The 17372-nt window shown below is 65.5% G+C and carries 17 protein-coding genes; 11 read left to right on the forward strand and 6 right to left on the reverse strand.

Translation table 11 applies throughout. The annotated features are described in order from the left end of the window. Nucleotides 1–211 precede the first annotated feature (211 nt). The 3 genes from Q4I12_RS06630 to thrB form a co-directional block, all read right to left on the reverse strand. Nucleotides 212–1324: an HlyD family secretion protein gene (locus Q4I12_RS06630; RefSeq protein ID WP_204674740.1), complete on the reverse strand. Its 1113-nt coding sequence runs from the start codon at nucleotides 1322–1324 to the stop codon at nucleotides 212–214. 16 nt (nucleotides 1325–1340) lie between these two features. Beyond that, on the reverse strand, nucleotides 1341–2876 hold the full coding sequence (locus Q4I12_RS06635; RefSeq protein WP_302261111.1) for an MFS transporter: 1536 nt from the start codon (nucleotides 2874–2876) through the stop codon (nucleotides 1341–1343). A gap of 241 nt (nucleotides 2877–3117) precedes the next feature. Further along, a complete protein-coding gene (gene thrB, locus Q4I12_RS06640; RefSeq protein ID WP_302261112.1) occupies nucleotides 3118–3675 on the reverse strand; it encodes a homoserine kinase in 558 nt (185 codons plus the stop codon). A 325-nt stretch (nucleotides 3676–4000) separates the two neighbouring features. Here thrB and rpmH point away from each other — a divergent pair, with 325 nt between their 5' ends. The 11 genes from rpmH (at nucleotide 4001) to Q4I12_RS06695 (ending at nucleotide 13931) form a co-directional block, all read left to right on the forward strand. Then, the gene (rpmH, locus tag Q4I12_RS06645; protein WP_006007995.1) at nucleotides 4001–4135 is read left to right on the forward strand and encodes a 50S ribosomal protein L34; all 135 of its coding nucleotides are present in this window, start codon (nucleotides 4001–4003) and stop codon (nucleotides 4133–4135) included. Nucleotides 4136–4177: 42 nt separating this feature from the next. Then, entirely contained in the window at nucleotides 4178–4573 is a 396-nt protein-coding gene (gene rnpA / locus Q4I12_RS06650) for a ribonuclease P protein component (RefSeq protein WP_168935642.1), read from the forward strand. Nucleotides 4574–4575: 2 nt separating this feature from the next. Further along, nucleotides 4576–4806, forward strand: coding sequence for a membrane protein insertion efficiency factor YidD (yidD, locus tag Q4I12_RS06655; protein WP_006007998.1), 231 nt, complete (start codon nucleotides 4576–4578; stop codon nucleotides 4804–4806). Between the two features lie 27 nt (nucleotides 4807–4833). Next, entirely contained in the window at nucleotides 4834–6483 is a 1650-nt protein-coding gene (yidC, locus tag Q4I12_RS06660; protein ID WP_302261113.1) for a membrane protein insertase YidC, read from the forward strand. A 101-nt stretch (nucleotides 6484–6584) separates the two neighbouring features. Further along, a complete protein-coding gene (locus tag Q4I12_RS06665; protein WP_302261114.1) occupies nucleotides 6585–7805 on the forward strand; it encodes a protein jag in 1221 nt (406 codons plus the stop codon). Beyond that, entirely contained in the window at nucleotides 7805–9202 is a 1398-nt protein-coding gene (gene mnmE, locus Q4I12_RS06670) for a tRNA uridine-5-carboxymethylaminomethyl(34) synthesis GTPase MnmE (RefSeq protein WP_302261115.1), read from the forward strand. Before Q4I12_RS06665 ends, mnmE begins: the two co-directional genes overlap by 1 nt. A gap of 76 nt (nucleotides 9203–9278) precedes the next feature. After that, nucleotides 9279–9884 (forward strand): 3'-5' exonuclease, encoded by a 606-nt coding sequence (locus Q4I12_RS06675; protein WP_302261116.1) that lies wholly within the window; start codon nucleotides 9279–9281, stop codon nucleotides 9882–9884. Next, on the forward strand, nucleotides 9881–11074 hold the full coding sequence (locus Q4I12_RS06680) for a GAK system CofD-like protein (protein WP_302261117.1): 1194 nt from the start codon (nucleotides 9881–9883) through the stop codon (nucleotides 11072–11074). The genes Q4I12_RS06675 and Q4I12_RS06680 overlap by 4 nt, the downstream gene beginning before the upstream one ends. Next, nucleotides 11074–12114, forward strand: coding sequence for an RNA pseudouridine synthase (locus tag Q4I12_RS06685; RefSeq protein WP_302261118.1), 1041 nt, complete (start codon nucleotides 11074–11076; stop codon nucleotides 12112–12114). The genes Q4I12_RS06680 and Q4I12_RS06685 overlap by 1 nt, the downstream gene beginning before the upstream one ends. Before the next feature lie 190 nt (nucleotides 12115–12304). Continuing rightward, nucleotides 12305–12934 carry a DUF47 domain-containing protein gene (locus tag Q4I12_RS06690; protein WP_204625862.1) on the forward strand — a complete coding sequence of 210 codons (630 nt, stop codon included), beginning with the start codon at nucleotides 12305–12307 and terminating at the stop codon, nucleotides 12932–12934. Further along, nucleotides 12927–13931, forward strand: coding sequence for an inorganic phosphate transporter (locus Q4I12_RS06695; protein ID WP_297158726.1), 1005 nt, complete (start codon nucleotides 12927–12929; stop codon nucleotides 13929–13931). The genes Q4I12_RS06690 and Q4I12_RS06695 overlap by 8 nt, the downstream gene beginning before the upstream one ends. A 115-nt stretch (nucleotides 13932–14046) precedes the next feature. Here the strand turns inward: Q4I12_RS06695 and Q4I12_RS06700 are convergent, their stop codons facing one another. The 3 genes from Q4I12_RS06700 to Q4I12_RS06710 all read right to left on the reverse strand — a co-directional run bounded on the left by Q4I12_RS06700 (nucleotide 14047) and on the right by Q4I12_RS06710 (nucleotide 16628). Next, complete coding sequence (locus Q4I12_RS06700; RefSeq protein ID WP_297158727.1) at nucleotides 14047–14940, reverse strand: DMT family transporter; 894 nt, start codon at nucleotides 14938–14940, stop codon at nucleotides 14047–14049. Between the two features lie 127 nt (nucleotides 14941–15067). Beyond that, entirely contained in the window at nucleotides 15068–15982 is a 915-nt protein-coding gene (locus Q4I12_RS06705; RefSeq protein ID WP_168935652.1) for a D-alanine--D-alanine ligase family protein, read from the reverse strand. Then, nucleotides 15939–16628: an HD domain-containing protein gene (locus tag Q4I12_RS06710; RefSeq protein ID WP_204625860.1), complete on the reverse strand. Its 690-nt coding sequence runs from the start codon at nucleotides 16626–16628 to the stop codon at nucleotides 15939–15941. Before Q4I12_RS06710 ends, Q4I12_RS06705 begins: the two co-directional genes overlap by 44 nt. Between the last annotated feature and the right edge of the window lie 744 nt (nucleotides 16629–17372).

Raw genomic sequence — 17372 nt, forward strand, 5'->3', positions numbered from 1 at the left:
TAAGTGGCAGAGGGGCATGCTGCTATCGCGGACATCCCGGTCAGCGAGAGCCCGTCGGACCGTGGGGCGGCAAAGCGGAGGAGCAGGGAAAAGAGGAAAAGGCGGCAGCACGCGCAGGCGGGCCGCAAGGGGGCGTCCGCGCCGGGAGGGGCGGAGGAGGCCAGCCGTTTTTTGCCGATGCATCCCGTACCGCCCTCGGCTCGTTGCCGGCTCAGGCTCCCGTCTGCGCGCTGCCGGTGTCGATGCGGGTGATGACCGACATGCCGGAGCGGATCTCCGGCAGGCGCTCCTGCCCGGGCTCGAAGGCGATGCGCACCGGGATGCGCTGGACGACCTTGGTGAAGTTGCCGGACGAGGTGTCCTTGGGCAGCAGGGAGAAGGTGGCCCCGGTGGCGGGCGAGATGCTCTCCACATGGCCCTTGAAGGTGTGGCCGGGGAAGGTGTCGATGAGGATCTCCACGGGCTGCCCAGCCCGGATGTTGCCTATCTGGGTCTCCTTGTAATTGGCCACGATGTAGGGGGGCATGTCCAGCACCAGCGAGGCGACTTGCATGCCTTCCCTCACCAGATCGCCCACCTGTATCTTGCGGGCACCGGTGTGTCCGTTGCCCGGGGCGGTGATGATGGTGTGCCCCAGGTCGATGAGGGCGCTCTGCAACTGGGCTTCCGCGGCCCGGAGGTCAGCCTCGCGCAGCTGCCTGTCCGCCTTTTGCAGTTCGAGCTTGCGTTCCTGTACCCGGACTTCGGCCAGGGCCTCGCGGTGGCTGTGCTGGGCCGTGCGCAGATTGATCTCGGCCGAGTCCGCCTCACGGGTGGAGACGGCGTTGCATTTGAAGAGCTTCTGCACGCGGGCGTTCTCGCGGCTGGCCAGATCGAGACGTGCCGCCGCATTTTCCGCAGCCACGCGGGCCTGCCGGATGCAGGCCTCCTGCAAACCTATCTCCAGATCAAGACGCTCCAGGTTGGCGGCGCTCTTGTCCCTGACGGCCCGGGCCTGATCCGTGCGGGCCCGGTAGTCGGCATCCTGCACGCGCAGGAGCACGTCCCCGGCCTTCACCTGCTGGAAATCGCCAAAGCCCACCTGGGCCACATAGCCGTTGACCTTGGCCTCCAGCACCACGCGGTCGAGCTGGGTGTAGGCATTGTCCGTCTCCTGGATGCGCTTGCCGCTCTCCAGCCGGTTGAAGTTCAGCAGGAAGAAAAGGATGACGAGCAGCAGCATGCCCAGGATGATCCACGGCGAGAGCCGGAAAAGGGCCAGCAGGCGGTCATACAGGGCCAGCTTCAGCAGTTCGTCGGCAAAACCGGGTTTGAGGCTGTTCATGACGGTCCCCGTGCGTTCAGTTTCCCGGCGTGCCCAGATCCACGGGGCTGACCGGCGTTGGTTTCATGGCCTTGACGAAGGCCAGCAGCAGCATGGTGCCCAGAGCGATGCAGACGCAGAGGGCAAAGACATCGTTGATCCCCAGGATGAAGGCATCGGTCTGCAACTGTTGTCCGAGCTGGTCCAGCGAGCCGCCGCTGTCCAGAAAACGGGCCACGGCCGGGGCGTCGCCGGTCAGGCGGCTGCCTGTCTGACTGAAGTACAGATCCTCCCGCTGCCGGATGAGCAGCTGGAACAGGGCATTGCCCGCGATGGGCGTGGAGATGCGCGAGACCTGGATATAGGCCAGCAGGCCCACGGCGGTCTTGGCCGTGAAGCAGGCCATGCAGAAGGCCATCAGGGAAAGGAAGACCAGCGGGTGCCCGATGGCGAACAGGATGGCCATGGGGAAAAAGTCGGCGGCCACCCAGTCCGCGGTGATGAAGGTGCCCTGATAGCAGGCCAGCCCCATGAGCAGGACGCCCGTGGCGCAGAGCAGGCGCGTGTCCGCCTTGAGCACCAGAAAGGCACAGAAGGGCGTGGCCAGCAGCTGCAGCAGGGCCACCAGCAGCAGGGGCAGGCCGCTTTGCAGGGGCCGCAGATCGTGCACCGTGTCCAGGAACAGGGTGATGAGCAGGGAATTGGCGGAGAGGATGAATATATAGATGATGACCATGCCCACGGACATGATGATGTTGAAGTCCGCGAACAGCCGGGGCGGGGCCCAGGGGCGTTCCACCAGCGCCTCGTTGGCGAGGAAAAGGAGGAAGCTGACGATACCGCCGGCCAGGAACACCGTGATGATGCCGGAATCGAACCAGCCCAGGCGTTCGCCCTGATCCAGCCCGGCATAGATGAGGACGGCGCTCAGGCAATAGAAGGCCATGCCGGAATAGTCCGGCTTGTGCAGCAGCTCCCTGATGGGCGTATCCGGGGGCAGATGGCGCTGGAGCAGGACGAAATAGACGAACATGATGAGCCCGGACTGCCAGTAGATCCATTGCCAGCCCATATATTCCAGATAAAAGGCCCCCGGCGAGACGCCGGAATTGATGCCCAGGGAGACATGGAAGGTGAAAAAGGCCAGTACCACCACCCACCACGGCGGCGGCAGATGTTTGAGCATGATCTGTATGGTGGCCGTCACGAAGGAGCCGATGAGCAACCCCATGAGGGCGTGGGCCACGAGCAGGTTCTCGTAGCCGGAGATGAAGGGGATGCAGAAAGCGACGCAGACGAAGCCGAGGGAAAGCGGCAGGAGCAGACGCCGCAGGCCCAGCGCTGTCAGGAAAAAGGGCAGTATGGGTGCGAGGATGAGCTGTGATGCTGATGCAACGGTACTGATGACGGAGCCTTCATCATAAGATAATCCCCATATACCACGCAAATCAGGCAGCGATGAGATAAGAAGACGGCCATGAAATGTCGTCATGGCTGCGGCAAGACAGATGGCAACAAGTATACCTGCCTGACTTCCGCTCAGTGGAGGAAGAAGATGTTTGCGCGTATCCATATCTTTACAGGGGTCTAAAAGGCTTTTTGCAGATAAAAGTGCCTATTGACCGATGATACATCGGAAACATGCGTCCGGAAAAATGTCAAGCGGAAAGTGTCATCAACCCGTGGCGGACGTTGGCGGCAGGCCGGGGCGCAATGCGCCATCCCGGTCATGGGAAAAGGGCATAAAAAAAGCCTCCGCCCGGAAAGGCGGAGGCCCGTCATGCGGGGATGGCCGCAAAAAGCGGCAAAGAGTATCAGGCCGTGGGCAGGCCGGGCAGGGGAGGAAGATGCTCGGCGATCCAGCGGGCACACTGCTGGGGCGTCTTCTGGCGGGCGTCACAGCGCAGGGTGGCGTAGTGGTTGTAGAGGGCCTCGCGCTCATAAAAAATGTCGGCCAGGGTCTGCCCCGGGGCGATGGCCAGGCCGCGGTCGGGATTGCGGGCGATGCGCTCTTCGATGGCCTCCAGCGGTACGTCCAGGAAGACCACGGGCCCCAGAGTGGCCAGATGTGCCATGGCCTGCGGCCGGTAGACGGCGCTGCCGCCCGTGGCGATGACCGTGCGCTGGACGCGGATGGAGCCCAGGACCACGGCTTCCAGATCCAGGAAGGCCTCCTTGCTCAGGGCGTCGGTGACGGACTGCAGGCGGTCGGCGTACAGGGCTTCCATAAGATAGTCGCTGTCCATGAAGGCCCAGCCCAGGGTCTGGGCCAGGGCCATGCCCACAGTGGATTTTCCCGCGCCGGCCATGCCGATGAGGACCACACAGGGACAGGCGGGCGGCGGGGGCAGCAGATGTTCTGGCGTGGACATGCGGTCTCCTTGGTGATAATGAAATAAAAATTGTGCCGTCGCAGGCACATCCTGTCAAGGCGCAAAAGGCCTTTACCGACAGGCAGGGAGCGGTCCCGCCGGCGTTTTTTTGTTCATTGTCCCGCCCGGGGATGGTGAACAAGCCTTGACGGCGGGCCTTATGCCGTGTATGTAACCCTTTCAAATTTACAGGCTGCAAGGCGTATTCCGTGCAGCGACAGTGCTGCGGGCACGGGCAAGCCTTCCCGCTTATGTCGCGCAAACCTCGCGCCGGGCCACTTGGCCTGCTGTCCGTCGCCGCAGCCACACGCAAGGAGCTAGAGCAATGAAGAGAACATACCAGCCCAGTAAAGTCAGAAGAGCCCGCACCCACGGTTTCCGCGCCCGCATGGCCACCCCCAGCGGCCGCGCCATCCTGCGCCGTCGTCGCGCCAAGGGTCGCAAGCATCTGAGCGCCTAGTCGATTGGGGGCTGCGCCCCGCGATCCCAGAAGCGAGCCATCATGGCCGAACGCCTTTTTCTGCCCCGCCAGAGCCGCATCCGCAAACAAGCGGAGTATTCCGCGTGCTACGAGCGGGGCAGGCGTTACCATACGGAGCATTTCCTTGTTTTTGTACGGCCCCGCGAAAACGGGGCCTGTACGCGTATGGGCATGGCTGTATCCCGCAAGGTGGGCAAAGCGGTCACGCGCAACCGGGTCAAACGTCTGCTGCGGGAATTCTTTCGCCTGCACCGGGCACTTTTGCCCGAACATCTGGATATCGTCGCTGTGGCCAAAAAGCACACCGGCGCGGCGGACCTGAGCCAGGACCGCGTCAACGCCCAGCTGCTGCCGCTGCTGCAGCGCCTGCCGGGCCTGCACCCGGCCAGGAACAACGGCGGCCGGAACAGGGACTAGCCATGCTGCGCCGTCTCTTCGTCCTGCCCATCCGCTTCTACCAGCTGTTCATCTCTCCGGTCCTGCCCCCTGCCTGTCGTTTTTACCCCACATGTTCCGCCTACGCCCTGGAAGCCATCATGACCCACGGCGTATTGCGCGGCGGCTGGCTGGCCTTGCGTCGTCTGGCCCGCTGCCATCCCTGGGGCGGCTCGGGATATGATCCCGTGCCCCCTGCGCGGCGTCACCCGTAGTCTCTGCTTCATGGAGTACCTCCCCGCATGCAAGACGGCAAAAATCTTATCATGGCAATTGTCCTGTGTCTGCTCGTGGTCGTCGGCTGGAGCTATCTGGCCGACTATATGGGTTGGGTGGTCAAACCCGATCCGGCCGAGATAGCCAAGATGGAGGCTGCCCAGGCCGAGCAGGCCCAGAAGGCCCAGGCTGAAGCCGAAGCCAAGCAGAAGGCCCAGGCCGAGCCCCTGCCTGCCTTCACTCCCGCCCCCGGCGTGGACGTGACGGTGGACGCCCCCCTGTACAAGGCCGTGCTGCATTCCGGCGGCGGTGTGCTGCGCTCCTTCGAGCTCAAGAAGTACACCTCCGGCCTGGACGAGGATTCTCCCCGCATCAATATGGTGGATCCCCAGACCGCCGCTGTGGCGCCTCTGGGGCTGGTCATCAACGGTCAGCCTTCGTGGAGCACCGGCAAGTGGGCCCTGGAGTCCGACAGCGGTGTGACCGTGGCTGAAGGCGGCAAGGGCGTCGTCCGCCTGGTGGGCGAGGTCGACAACCTGCGCGTGACCCGTGAACTGACCTTCAATTCCGAAAATTACCTGATCTCCGAAAAGGTGAGCCTGGCCACCCTGGGCGCCGACACCCGCAGCGTGCGCGTGCGCTACACCGTGGCCGCCGACACCAGCAATGCCGCCAACACCAACTACGACGCCATGCGCGTGGCCTGGGACAACGGCGGTTCGCTGGGCGAAGAGACCTCCACCGACAAGCTGGCCAAGGAAGGCGTGGAAGCCAGCGGCAAGCTCTACTGGGCCGGCCCCATGAGCACCTACTTCCTGTCCGCCGTCATGCCCGGTGACGCCGATGAGGCCCGCATGGTGGGCCGCATGCAGGGCAGCGTCTACCGCGTGGCCCTGGAGCCCAAGGAAGTGGTGGTGGCCCCCGGCCAGGAGACCACCCTCGAAGTTTCCTACTGGATGGGTCCCAAGGAGCGCAAGATGCTGGCCGCCGTGTCCGACCAGCTGGCCCTCAGCGTGGACCTGGGCATGTTCAGCATCATCGCCAAGGGCCTGCTGTGGCTGCTGGAATTCTTCCAGCAGTACACCCACAACTGGGGCCTTTCCATCATCATGCTGACCATCGTCATCAAGGCCGTGTTCTGGCCCCTGACGGCCAAGAGCTACTCTTCCATGGAAAAGATGAAGAAGCTCCAGCCCATGATGGCCAACATCCGCGAAAAGTATAAGGACGACAAGGAAGCCATGAACAAGGAAGTCATGGCCCTGTACAAGACCTACGGCGTCAACCCCGCCAGCGGCTGCGTGCCCATCCTGGTGCAGCTGCCCGTGTTCTTCGGTCTGTATCAGGCGCTGCTGACCTCCATCGAGCTGCGTCACGCGCCCTTCATCACCTATCTGCCCGGCACGGACCTGATCTGGCTGGCTGACCTGTCCTCCAAGGACCCCTATTACATCACGCCCATCATCATGGGCATCACCATGTTCCTGCAGCAGAAGATGAGCCCGCCGGCCACCGATCCCACGCAGCAGAAGATCATGATGTTCCTGCCCATCGTCTTCACCGCCCTGTTCCTGAGCTTCCCCTCCGGTCTGGTGGTGTACTGGCTGGTCAACAACATCCTGTCCATTGCCCAGCAGTGGCGGATGGGCCGCAGAAGCAAGCTGCTGGCCCAGTAGGGTCACGGCCCATGACCGCGTGAGCGGTCTTGCGACACGGAAAAGAGTCCATATGTGGTGGCAGCGGGGTCTCCCCGCTGCCGCCCCTTTTGGGAGAGTTTATGGACGGATTCAAAGAGTTTCAGGGTAAGAATCTGGATGCCGCCATTCAGGAGGCCTGCAGCTATTACAATGCCGCCCGCGAAAAGCTGGAGATTGAGATAGTTCAGGACGCCAAGAGCGGCATTTTTGGTATCGTGGGGGCCCGCAAGGCCAAGATCCGTGCGCGCCGTGCCGCTCTGCGCGAAGCCGTGGAGAGCGTCCTCGGCAAGAAGCGCTGCGATGTCCGGCTGGAACGGCCGTCCCTGGGCCGTGAGGAAGCGCCCCGTCGCCCTGCCGAAAAGGTGTCCCCTGCCGCCCGCGAGGAAAGCGTGGCCGCTCCGGCCGCGCCCGCCCCGGAAGAGGCGCGCAAGGAGGCCGCTCCTGCTGAAGAACGGCCCGCCCGCAAGGACGAGAAGGCTGAGAAGAGCGAAAAGCCCGCCCGGGCCGACAAGGCCGAACGGCAGGAAAAGCCCGCCGAGAACGCCCGTCAGCCCCGTGGCCGCGGTCGTGGCCGTGACCAGGCCCGTGCCGCCGCTGCGGCCGAAGCCCCGGCCGAGGAAGCCCCTGCCGAAAATGCGGCTCCTGAAGCCGGCAACCGCCGCGGCGAGGGCCGCCGCGCCCGTCCCCGTCCTTCCGTGCGCGGTGAGGGCGAAGGCCGCCGCCGCCAGCGTCCGCAGGCCCCGGCCGTGCCCGCGCCTGTGGAGAACACCGAAAACGTGCTGGATGAAGTGGAGGAGAGCCTGCCCTTCACCCCTGTGGAGGAACTGGACCCCCAGCGTCTCGAAGCCCTGACCAAGGAAGCCGTGCGCCAGCTCGTCCGCCCCATCGTGGGCGAGGAAGTGACGCTGGAAGTGACCGTGGCCGACGGCCGTGTGCGCGTGGCCGTGGACTGTGAGGAAGATTCCGGCCTGCTCATCGGGCGCGAGGGCCAGACCCTGGCCTCCCTGCAGTATCTGGCTTCGCGCGTGGTCTCGCGCGGCATGAACGCCGCCGTGCGCGTGCAGCTGGATGCCGGACGCTACCGCCAGCGCCAGGACGAGAAGCTGCGCGAGATGGCCCTGGCCCTGGCTGAAAAGGTGCGCCAGACCGGCCGCTCCTATTCCACCCGTCCGCTCAGCTCCTATCATCGCCGCATCGTGCATCTTTGCCTGCAGGATGCCGAGGAAGTGCAGACCCGCAGTTCCGGTGATGGTCCCATGAAGCGGGTCGTCATCATGCGCCGCCGTCCCGAGCGTTCCTGATGCCTACCATCGCCGCCATAGCCACGGCTCCCGGTGCGGGGGGCATCGGCATCGTCCGCATCTCCGGGCCGCAGTCCCGGGAGATCCTTTCCCGCATGTTCAGCCCCGCGTCGGCAAAGTTCTCGGGCTTCCGGCCCTGGGTGCTGCACCGCGGGCGCGCCCTGGACCATGAAGGCGCGCCGCTGGATGATGTGCTGGCCGTGTTCATGCCCGGCCCGCGCACCTTCACCGGGGAAGACGTGGCCGAGATCCATTGCCACGGCGGCCCCTTCATCGTGCAGGCCATTCTGGAAACGGCCCTGCGTCTGGGGGCACGGGCCGCGGAGCGGGGCGAGTTCTCGCGCCGGGCCTTCGTCAACGGCCGCATGGACTTGAGCCAGGCCGAGGCCGTGGCCGAACTCATCGCCGCGCCTTCGCGCGAGGCCCTGCGCTACAGCCTCAACCGTCTGGACGGCCTGCTGGGCCGCAAGGTCACGGCCCTGCGCCGGCGTCTGGAAGAGCTGCGCGTGCAGATGAGCCTGGCCGTGGATTTTCCCGACGAAGAGGTGGAATGCCTCGCCCCCGAAGCCTTCGCCGCCGTGGTGGAGGACGTGGCCGCCGCCGTGCGCGGCCTGCTGACCGGCCAGCGCCGTGCGCAGGTCATGCAGCAGGGCGCCGTGGTGGTTCTGGCCGGTGCCGTCAATGCGGGCAAGTCCAGTCTGCTCAATGCCCTGCTGGGCCGCAACCGCGCCCTGGTCACGGACATCCCCGGCACCACGCGCGATTTCCTTGAGGAAAGCTGCCAGCTGGACGGCCTGCCCGTGCGCCTGACCGATACGGCGGGCCTGCGCGAGACCGACGAGAGCGTGGAAGAGATGGGCGTGGCCCTGAGCCGCCAGAAGGTGCGTCAGGCCGACGCCATCCTGCTGCTGGTGGACGGCGGCCGTCTGGGGCCTGCCGGGGCCGCTGCCGACTTTTGTCCCGACGAGGCCGTGCGCGAAGTGCTGGAACAGGCCGGCGACATCCCCGTGCTGCTGGTCTGGAACAAGGTCGATCTCGCCGAACCCGCCGTCTGGCCGCCTGTCTGGGGCCACGGCCGTCCCTGCGTGCGCATCAGCGCCAGCACCGGCCACAACGTGGATACCCTGGCCCGCCGTCTGCGGGCCCTGCTGCTGGACGACGGCAGCCATACGCCGCCCTCCGACGGGCTGGCCCCCAACGCCCGTCAGTCGCTGGTGCTGGAACGTGCCCTGCACGAGCTGGACGCCCTGCTGGCGGACATCGCCGCAGGCAGTCCTTATGACTGCTGTTCCGTCCGTCTGGACGCCGCGGCGGCCCTGCTGGGCGAGGTCACCGGCCTGGACAGCCCGGAAGAGGTCTTGAATCGCGTCTTTTCAAGCTTTTGCATCGGCAAGTGATTTGTGTTATAAGGGGCAGGTATGCGCGTACCGCAGGTACGCGGTACCTCCCTTAGGACACAAACCCCCGAACGGCATGAATCTGGAAAGTCTGCGTCGCCGCCTGAGCAGCGACGAAATCAACGCCCTGCCCCTGTGCCATTACGAAGGGTCCATCCATCTGGTGCGCAGCCTGGAAGACTGGGAAAAAGCCCTGCCGGATCTGCAGCAGGAACAGGTGCTGGGCTTCGATACCGAGACCCGTCCTTCCTTCCGCAAGGGCCGGGTCAACACCCCTTCCCTGGTGCAGCTGGCCACGGCCCGGGCCGTGTATCTGGTGCAGCTTTCCTGGTGGCCTTTCGGGCCCGAATTGGCGGGCCTGCTGGCCGACCCCGCGGTCATCAAGGCCGGGGTGGCCATCGGCGACGACATGCGCGAGCTGGCCCGTCTGTATCCTTTCAAGCCTGCGGGCATGGTGGATCTGGGCATGGTGGCCCGGGCCCATCAGCTGACCACGCAGGGCCTGCGCACCCTGGCCGCCAACCTGTTCGGGCAGCGCATCTCCAAGGGGCCCCAGTGTTCCAACTGGAGCGTCATGGAGCTGAGCAAGCGCCAGGTCATCTACGCTGCCACCGATGCCTGGATCGGCCGCGCCATCTACCTCAGGATGCGCGAACTGGGCATGACCGGAGAAGCGGCGTGAGCGTCCTCCTGCCCGCCCTTGGTCCCCGGCTGGTCTTCTTCACCGGCGGTACGGCCCTCAGGGGCCTGAGTCGCAGTCTTACCCGTTACATCCACAATTCCGTCCATCTGGTGACGCCCTTCGATTCGGGCGGCAGTTCCGCCGCCCTGCGCGAAGCTTTTGCCCTGCCCGCCGTGGGGGACATCCGCAACCGTCTGGCCGCCCTGGCAGACAGCATGATCCCGCAGAGCGTGCTGGACTTCTGGGAGATGCGCCTGCCCGCGGAAGGAGATTCCGAGGCCCTGCGCGCCCGTCTGCGCGCCATGGGCAGCGCCGGGCATCCCTGCTGGCGTCCCCTGCCGTCGGTCATGGCCGATGTGATGCGGGTGCATCTGGGCTATTTCCTGGAGCGCATGCCCGATGATTTCCGCCCCCAGAAAGCCAGCATGGGCAACCTGCTGCTTGCCGGGGGCTATCTGCATTTCCAGCGCAATTTCACGCCGGTGCTGAGCCTGTTCAGCCGTCTTTTGCAGGTGCGCGGCGTGGTCCTGCCCATCGTCAATGCCTGTCTGCACCTGGCTGCCGAGCTGGCCGACGGCTCCGTCCTGGTGGGGCAGCACCATTTCTGTCGCCTGACCCAGCCGGTACGGCGCCTCTACCTCACGGTCCACGAACCGGGGCGCACTTCCACGGCCCTCACGCCCTGCCGTCCGCCCCTGTCGGCCACGGCGGCCACCTATCTGCAAAGCGCCGGGGCCATCTGCTATCCCATGGGCAGTTTCTACACCAGCGTGCTCTCCAATCTGCTGCCCGACGGCGTGGGCCGTGCCGTGGCCGCGGCGCGCTGCCCCAAGATCTACATCCCCAATTCCGGCAAGGATACCGAGGCCCAGGGCCTGACCCTCACCGCCCAGGTGGACATGCTGCTGCGTCACCTGCAGCAGGACGCGCCGCAGGCGGGCCCCGGCGACCTGCTGCATGCCGTGCTGCTGGACAGCCGCCACGGCCGCTATCCCGGCGGCATCGAATGGAAGGAGCTGGAACGGCGCGGCATCGAGGTGGTGGACAGGGAGATGGTCTGCCCCGACGATCCGCAGCATCACGATCCCGAACGAGCCTCCGTGGCCCTGCTGGAACTGGTGGAAGAGCTGCGCGCCCGTGAGCGTGCCCCGGAAGCGGGGACGGCCGCGATCCCGGAAGAGGATGCCTGATGGACGCCCTGCACCAAGACTGTCATGTGGCCGATGCCGCCCTTGCCGGCCAGCGGCTGGACGCGGCCCTGGCCGTGGTACTGGAAGCCCTGGGCCGGCCTGTGCCCGGCCTGCGCGGCCGTCGGCGCCTGCTGGAAGAAGGGCGGGTGCGGGTCAACGGCCGTCAGGCCCCCGCCGCCTACCGTGTCCGTCAGGGCGACAGTATCAGCCTTTTCCCGGCTCTCCCGGAAGTTTTTCCTGATCCTGCTGCCGGTGGAGAAGCTCCCCGTGCGCTTTCCCGTCAGGGGCGCTGGCAGGCTTTTTTCAAACCCGCAGGCTGGCACAGCGTCAGTCTGGCCGGGGGCAGCGGCCGCAGCCTTGAGGCCGCCATCCCTTCGCTGTGGCCCGAGGGCGCCGTCCCTTCGGCCTGGGCCCTGCTGCAACGCCTGGATGCCCGGACGTCGGGCATCGTCTGCGCCGCCGTGGCGGATGATGCGGGCGGCCTGGACGCCACGGTGCAGGATTTTCGCCAGGCCGAAGCCGGGGGGCGGTGCTGCAAAGGTTATCTGGCCCTGCTGTCCGGTTGTCTGGAGCAGGAGGCCTGCGTGCGCCGAGCCCTGGATATGGCGCAGCGCCGTGTGGTCCGTGTGCTGGATGCCGAGACCGCTGATGCCACCCGCTGGACCTGGTTCCGGCCCCTGTACCGCTGGCAGGGCGAGTCCTGCCGTGCTTTCGCCCGCGAACTGTGCCGGAGTTTTTCTTTGTCCATCCCCTCTTTGCCCGACAGTCTGACCCTGGCGGGCTGTACCATCCATCGGGGCGCCCGACACCAGATCCGGGCCCATGCCGCCGCTCTGGGCCATGCCTTGTGGCTGGATGGCCTGTATGCTTCCTCCCTGCCGCAGTCCTCAGAAGACGGGCAGGGATATTTTTTTCTGCACCACGGCGCCTTGCATCTGCCGGAGGCCCGCTGGCTGCTGCCGCCTGACTGGCTGCCGGAAGGGGAAATCGCAGCCGCAGGCCGGAAATGGCTTGAAAACGATTTCATGGACACCGTATAATCTCTGCAAAGATAATAAACAGATATCATTATCTATTGTAACAAAAGGCGGTACCCGCCCGGAAACACGCATACCGGGCGTACACGATAAGGAATGAAGTCAGGGGATCCCGGTAATACATCCCGTGCGGCCGTTTGCCGCAGGGGCAGGGGGCCCCGTCCAGGGATCTTTCACATCAAGAGGAGGGCGCATGTTCGCATCCCTGCTTCCCAAGTCCGCTCCGTTCTTTGAAATGCTGCTGGAGCAAAACAGCCATTTGCGCCACATGTCGCGACTGTTGCTCGCCATGCTGGAGGACCTGTCCAAGATGGACGAGGCCCACAAGGAGATCGCCCTGATCGAGGAAGAGGCGGACAAACTCCATGTGCGCATCATCCGCGACCTGTCGCAGACCTTCATCACGCCCATCGACCGTGAGGACATCCTGCGCATCAACCAGGAACAGGAAGAGGCTCTGGACGGCCTGCACACCCTGAGCACCCGTCTGCACATCTTCGAGTTCCCCACCATGCGCTTCCCCGCCGTGCAGCTGGTGCGCACCATCTGCTCCATGCTGGAGCTGACCGGCGAGATGCTGGACGGCCTGACCCGGCGTGAGGACTGCCACAAGACGCGCGCCTTCCGCTACCTGCGCGGCGAGTGCGACATGCTGCTGGCCGTGGGACTGGCCGAGCTCATGGACGACCAGCAGGAGATCACCCCCGCCCGGCTCATGAACATCATGAAGTGGAGCCAGGCTTACGACCGCATCAGCATGCTTCTGGAAAACGTCAATAATCTGGCTGAAACCATCGAAGAAGCGGTGCTGAAGAATGTTTGAGATCCCTCTCCTGCTCATTCTGATCGTCCTTGTCGCCCTGGTATTCGACTTTACCAACGGCGCGCACGACTGCGCCAATGCCATCGCCACCGTGGTCTCCACCAAGGTGGTGACGCCCCGCTTTGCCGTGGGCATGGCGGCCGCCCTCAACCTGGCCGGGGCCCTGCTGGGCACCGAGGTGGCCAAGACCCTCGGGGCGGGCCTTGTTCTGCCCGAAGTGGTCCAGGGCAGCCATATCCTCGTGCTGGCGGCCCTGCTGGGCGCTATCTTCTGGAACTGCCTCACCTGGTATTTCGGCATCCCCTCGTCGTCCTCCCATGCGCTCATCGGCGGCCTGGTGGGTGCTGCCCTGGCCCATGCCGGGCCCGATGCCCTCAATTTCGCCGGTATCGTCAACAAGGTGCTGCTGCCGCTGGTGCTCTCGCCGCTGGCGGGCTTTGGGGTGGGCTTCCTCATCATGTGGCTCATCTACTGGATCTTCGCGCGGGTCATGCGCAGCAAGGTCAACCGCATCTTCCGCAAGATACAGCTGGTGTCCGCGGCCTTCATGGCCACCAGCCACGGCCTCAATGACGCCCAGAAGACCATGGGCATCATCACCCTGGCCCTGTTCATCTTCGGCGAGATCGACGAAGTGGCCGTGCCCCTGTGGGTCAAGCTGGCCTGCGCCATGGCCATGGCCGCCGGTACGGCCATCGGCGGCTGGAAGATCGTCAAGACCATGGGCCACCGCATCTTCAAGCTGGAGCCCGTGCACGGCTTTGCCGCCGAGACCTCGGCCGCTCTGGTCATCTCCGGGGCATCCGTGCTGGGCGCTCCCGTGAGCACCACGCACACCATCTCGGCCTGCATCTTCGGTGTGGGGTCCACCAAGCGCCTTTCCGCCGTGCGCTGGACCGTGGCCGGACAGTTGGTCACGGCCTGGGTGCTGACTCTGCCCGCTGCGGCCACCGTGGGCTTCTGTTCCTACTGGTTGCTGCATCTGATCTGGAACTAAGCGGATACCGCCCTGCGGGCCCGTTGCTGAAAAGCCCCGTGCTGTCGTCATGGCGGCGCGGGGCTTTTGGCTGTTCCGGGGCAGGGGGGTATCTCGGGGCGCGGCCCGGCTGCGGTCAGGCTTTTTTGCGGCGCAGGGGCAGGCGGCCTTCGGAGATGACCAGACCGAGGATGATGAGGGCCATGCCGGTAAGGGCCAGGCCGGTCAGGCGTTCGCCCAGCAAAAGGGTGGCGGTGATGACCGAGACCACGGGCACGGCGTAGATATAGACGCTGGTCTTGATGGCGCCCAGGATGCGGATGGTGAAATTCCAGGTGGCGAAGCACAGGGCCGAGGCCCCCAGGCCGAGGAAGAGCAGGTTGGCCAGCATCTCGGGCTGCGCCAGACGCTCCAGCCCCCAGCGGAATCCGGACAGCGGCAGGGTTGGCAGCATGAAGAGCAGGCCCCAGCAGAAGATGCGGCGCGTCACCTGCAAGGTATTGTAGCCGTAGTCGCCTATCTTGCGGGTCAGGATGGAATAGAAGGCCCAGGTCAGGGCCGCCAGCAGGGCCAGGACATCGCCCAGCGGGTTGAGCCGGAGCACGGCATTGCTGTTGACGGCGATGCAGACGATGCCGGACATGGCGCAGACGAAGCCCACGAAAAAGCCGGGATGCAGGCTCTCGCCCAGGACGATGCGGGCCAGCAGGGCCGTCAAAAAGGGCGATATGCCCACCAGCACGCCCACGTTGGACGCCGTGCTGTAGCTCAGGGCGATGTTCTCCAGCAAAAAGTAGAGGGTCACGCCGCACAGGCCCGCCAGGGCAAAGGTCACTTCCCGGCGCCGGTCACGCACATGCAGCAGGCGGGGGCAGGCCAGCAACAGGGCACAGGCCCCCAGCAAAAAGCGCAGGAAAAGGATCTCGATGGGCGCAAAGGCCTGCAGCAGCACCTTGGTGGAGGTGAAGGTGGCGCCCCAGATGAGGATGGTCAGGATGGCGGCCGCGTGGGCGGCAAGAGTGGGATTCATGGGGCTGCCTCCTTGGGCAGACGTGCGCCGGGGCGCTCGGAACGGGGCCGCTCCCGGCACGGGCCGGAAACGAAAAAGCGCGCTGCCCGGGGACAGCGCGCCTGAAGGCAAACGGAAGGGGCAGGGATCAGGCTTTGGCGTGCTGTTCCATGCCCAGCTCGATGAGTTTTTCCAGCAGCTGGCCAAAGTCCATGCCCAGCTGGGCGGCCTCCTGCGGCACGAGGCTGGTGGGCGTCATGCCGGGCAGGGTGTTGACCTCCAGCAGGTGCAGGCTGTCGTCGGGGCCGAGGATGAAGTCGGCGCGGCTGTAGCCCTTGAGGCCCAGGGCCTTGTGGGCGGCCAGGGCCAGGCGCTGCACCTCGGCGGTGACGGCCGGGGAAACGGGCGCGGGGCAGAGCTCGCGCGCGCCGCCGCTGGCGTACTTGCTCTCGTAGTCGAAGTAGTCGCCCGCCACGGGCTCGATGAGGATGGGCGGCATGGCTTCCTCGCCCAGGATGCCGCAGGTGATCTCCTTGCCGGGCAGCTGGGGTTCGATGAGCACACCTTCACCGGCGGCGAAGATCTCGTCCATGAGGGCATCCAGTTCCTGCCGGTTGGTGGCACGGCCCAGACGCAGGGAAGAACCGCCCGTGGTGGTCTTGACGAAGAGCGGCCAGGGCAGGCGCGGTTCCCAGCCTTCGGCGGGACGCACGGGCAGGAATTCCCAGTCGGCCGTGGGCAGGCCGGCCATGCGGAAGATCTGCTTGGCGGCGGCCTTGTTCAGGGCCAGGAAGGAACCGGAAGGCCCGGAGCCCTGGTAGGGACAGCCGGCCTTTTCCAGCATGGCCTGCACCAGACCGTCCTCGCCCGGCGAACCGTGCAGGTTGATGAGGGCAAAGTCATGCTGCCGGGCGGTCTCCAGCAGCTCGTCGAAATTTTCCAGCAGGTCGAAGAAGGTCACGGCGTGACCGCGTTTGAGCAGGGCTTCCTGCATGCCGCGGGCACCGGTCAGGGAGACCTCACGCTCGCTGGACCAGCCGCCCGCTATCAAAAGAATCTTCATGGATGGCATACCCCAGATGCGCCTCGAAGGCGCGTTCGATACATTCGCCCTGCTGCCACGAAAGGCGGATGCCCTTGCGGGCCTTTTCCGTATGGCCGTAACGCACCAGCAGGTCTTCATAGCGCTGGCGCAGGGGCACGCACTGGTCGTGCTTGACCCGCTTGTCAGCGTAGATCACGAAAAACGGGATGGAGAACAGGCGCTCGGGCTCCTGCTCCGGGACGGCCCAGGGCCAGTGGACGTGCAGCAGCACGCCCTGCGCCAAGGCATGGTTGCGGGTCTCGGCCACCACCCAGCTGGCCCCCAGCTGGGCATGGCTGCCGCCGTGCAGGACGCTGTAGGTCTTGGCGATGTCGTGCAGCATGGCGCTGGCGCGCACAGCGGCCACATTGACCGGGAACCCGGCCGCGCGGGCCCGCTGGGCCAGCTCGGTGGCGATATGGGCCACCATGCGCGAATGGGCGCGGATATTGTCCAGCATGCCATATTTGTCCCAAAGGGCCATGCAGGCGGCATCGTCGGGGATGCTGCCCTGCGTGGGGGACTCCAGGGCCGGTTCGGGCAGGCAGGCCAGCGGGTGCACCAGAGGCCATTCGCCGTTTTCCGGCGTGCCGATGACGGGAGTGGATGTGGTGAAGATGGACATGGCGGCAGTATGCCACCGGCCCGGGGGGAAGGCAACGTAAAAGAGGTTCGCCGCTGCGGCAGGAGGAGGATGGACACTGCGCCGTGCCGGGATAGAGCCGCGTGACGCGGAGGGCTGCCGCACGATGAGCGGCCGTTGCCCGACATCCGGGCTGGTCTGCCTGCGCGGCGAGCGGCAAGGGGCCGGGGCTTGGGCAGCCCCAGGCCCCCTGCACCCCCTGCCCCGCCTCGGTCCCCGGTACTGCGCGGGCGCGCCGGGGCAAGGGCGGCACGACGCCTTCGGCGTACGCCGCCCGATCGGCGCGCTCAATGGATGGGGAAGAAAAGTTGCCGTGATGGCAGAACGGCCGCTGGTTGGGTGGGGGATGCGTAGAGCGTATGCGGAGAGGATACTGTTATTCAAGGCAGGACGCAGATGGCTTTTAGACAGAACGGGATAGAAGACATGCCTGTCCGTGATAGGCATACCAGGGGCGGGAGGAGGGACTTGCGAAAGTGGTGGCTGCGTTTTTAGCAGTGAAAAGAGGCTCGCTCGAATGGCGGCCTGCAAGGGGCGTGCTCGTTGCGATGAAGGAATCTACGGGCATCGAGGGCAGAGCTGACGGCATGGGGCCGGGGAAGCGCGGCACGTTTTTTATCCGCCCCGCAGGACAGAATAAAACGCGCTGGGGAGGGGGAGGGGAGTTTGAGGGGAGGGGAAGCCCCTCTCGCGTCGGCAGAGGGGGTTCCCCTCCCCTCACCTATC

Origin of the sequence: Desulfovibrio piger, from assembly GCF_951793255.1 — a bacterium.
Lineage (GTDB): Bacteria > Desulfobacterota > Desulfovibrionia > Desulfovibrionales > Desulfovibrionaceae > Desulfovibrio.

Coding starts and splice junctions, on each gene's coding strand:
- Q4I12_RS06630 (WP_204674740.1), bottom strand. CDS start 1,324: ATGAACAGCCTCAAACCCGGTTTTGCCGACGAACTGCTGAAGCTGGCC.
- Q4I12_RS06635 (WP_302261111.1), bottom strand. CDS start 2,876: ATGGATACGCGCAAACATCTTCTTCCTCCACTGAGCGGAAGTCAGGCA.
- thrB (WP_302261112.1), bottom strand. CDS start 3,675: ATGTCCACGCCAGAACATCTGCTGCCCCCGCCGCCCGCCTGTCCCTGT.
- rpmH (WP_006007995.1), top strand. CDS start 4,001: ATGAAGAGAACATACCAGCCCAGTAAAGTCAGAAGAGCCCGCACCCAC.
- rnpA (WP_168935642.1), top strand. CDS start 4,178: ATGGCCGAACGCCTTTTTCTGCCCCGCCAGAGCCGCATCCGCAAACAA.
- yidD (WP_006007998.1), top strand. CDS start 4,576: ATGCTGCGCCGTCTCTTCGTCCTGCCCATCCGCTTCTACCAGCTGTTC.
- yidC (WP_302261113.1), top strand. CDS start 4,834: ATGCAAGACGGCAAAAATCTTATCATGGCAATTGTCCTGTGTCTGCTC.
- Q4I12_RS06665 (WP_302261114.1), top strand. CDS start 6,585: ATGGACGGATTCAAAGAGTTTCAGGGTAAGAATCTGGATGCCGCCATT.
- mnmE (WP_302261115.1), top strand. CDS start 7,805: ATGCCTACCATCGCCGCCATAGCCACGGCTCCCGGTGCGGGGGGCATC.
- Q4I12_RS06675 (WP_302261116.1), top strand. CDS start 9,279: ATGAATCTGGAAAGTCTGCGTCGCCGCCTGAGCAGCGACGAAATCAAC.
- Q4I12_RS06685 (WP_302261118.1), top strand. CDS start 11,074: ATGGACGCCCTGCACCAAGACTGTCATGTGGCCGATGCCGCCCTTGCC.
- Q4I12_RS06690 (WP_204625862.1), top strand. CDS start 12,305: ATGTTCGCATCCCTGCTTCCCAAGTCCGCTCCGTTCTTTGAAATGCTG.
- Q4I12_RS06695 (WP_297158726.1), top strand. CDS start 12,927: ATGTTTGAGATCCCTCTCCTGCTCATTCTGATCGTCCTTGTCGCCCTG.
- Q4I12_RS06700 (WP_297158727.1), bottom strand. CDS start 14,940: ATGAATCCCACTCTTGCCGCCCACGCGGCCGCCATCCTGACCATCCTC.
- Q4I12_RS06705 (WP_168935652.1), bottom strand. CDS start 15,982: ATGAAGATTCTTTTGATAGCGGGCGGCTGGTCCAGCGAGCGTGAGGTC.
- Q4I12_RS06710 (WP_204625860.1), bottom strand. CDS start 16,628: ATGTCCATCTTCACCACATCCACTCCCGTCATCGGCACGCCGGAAAAC.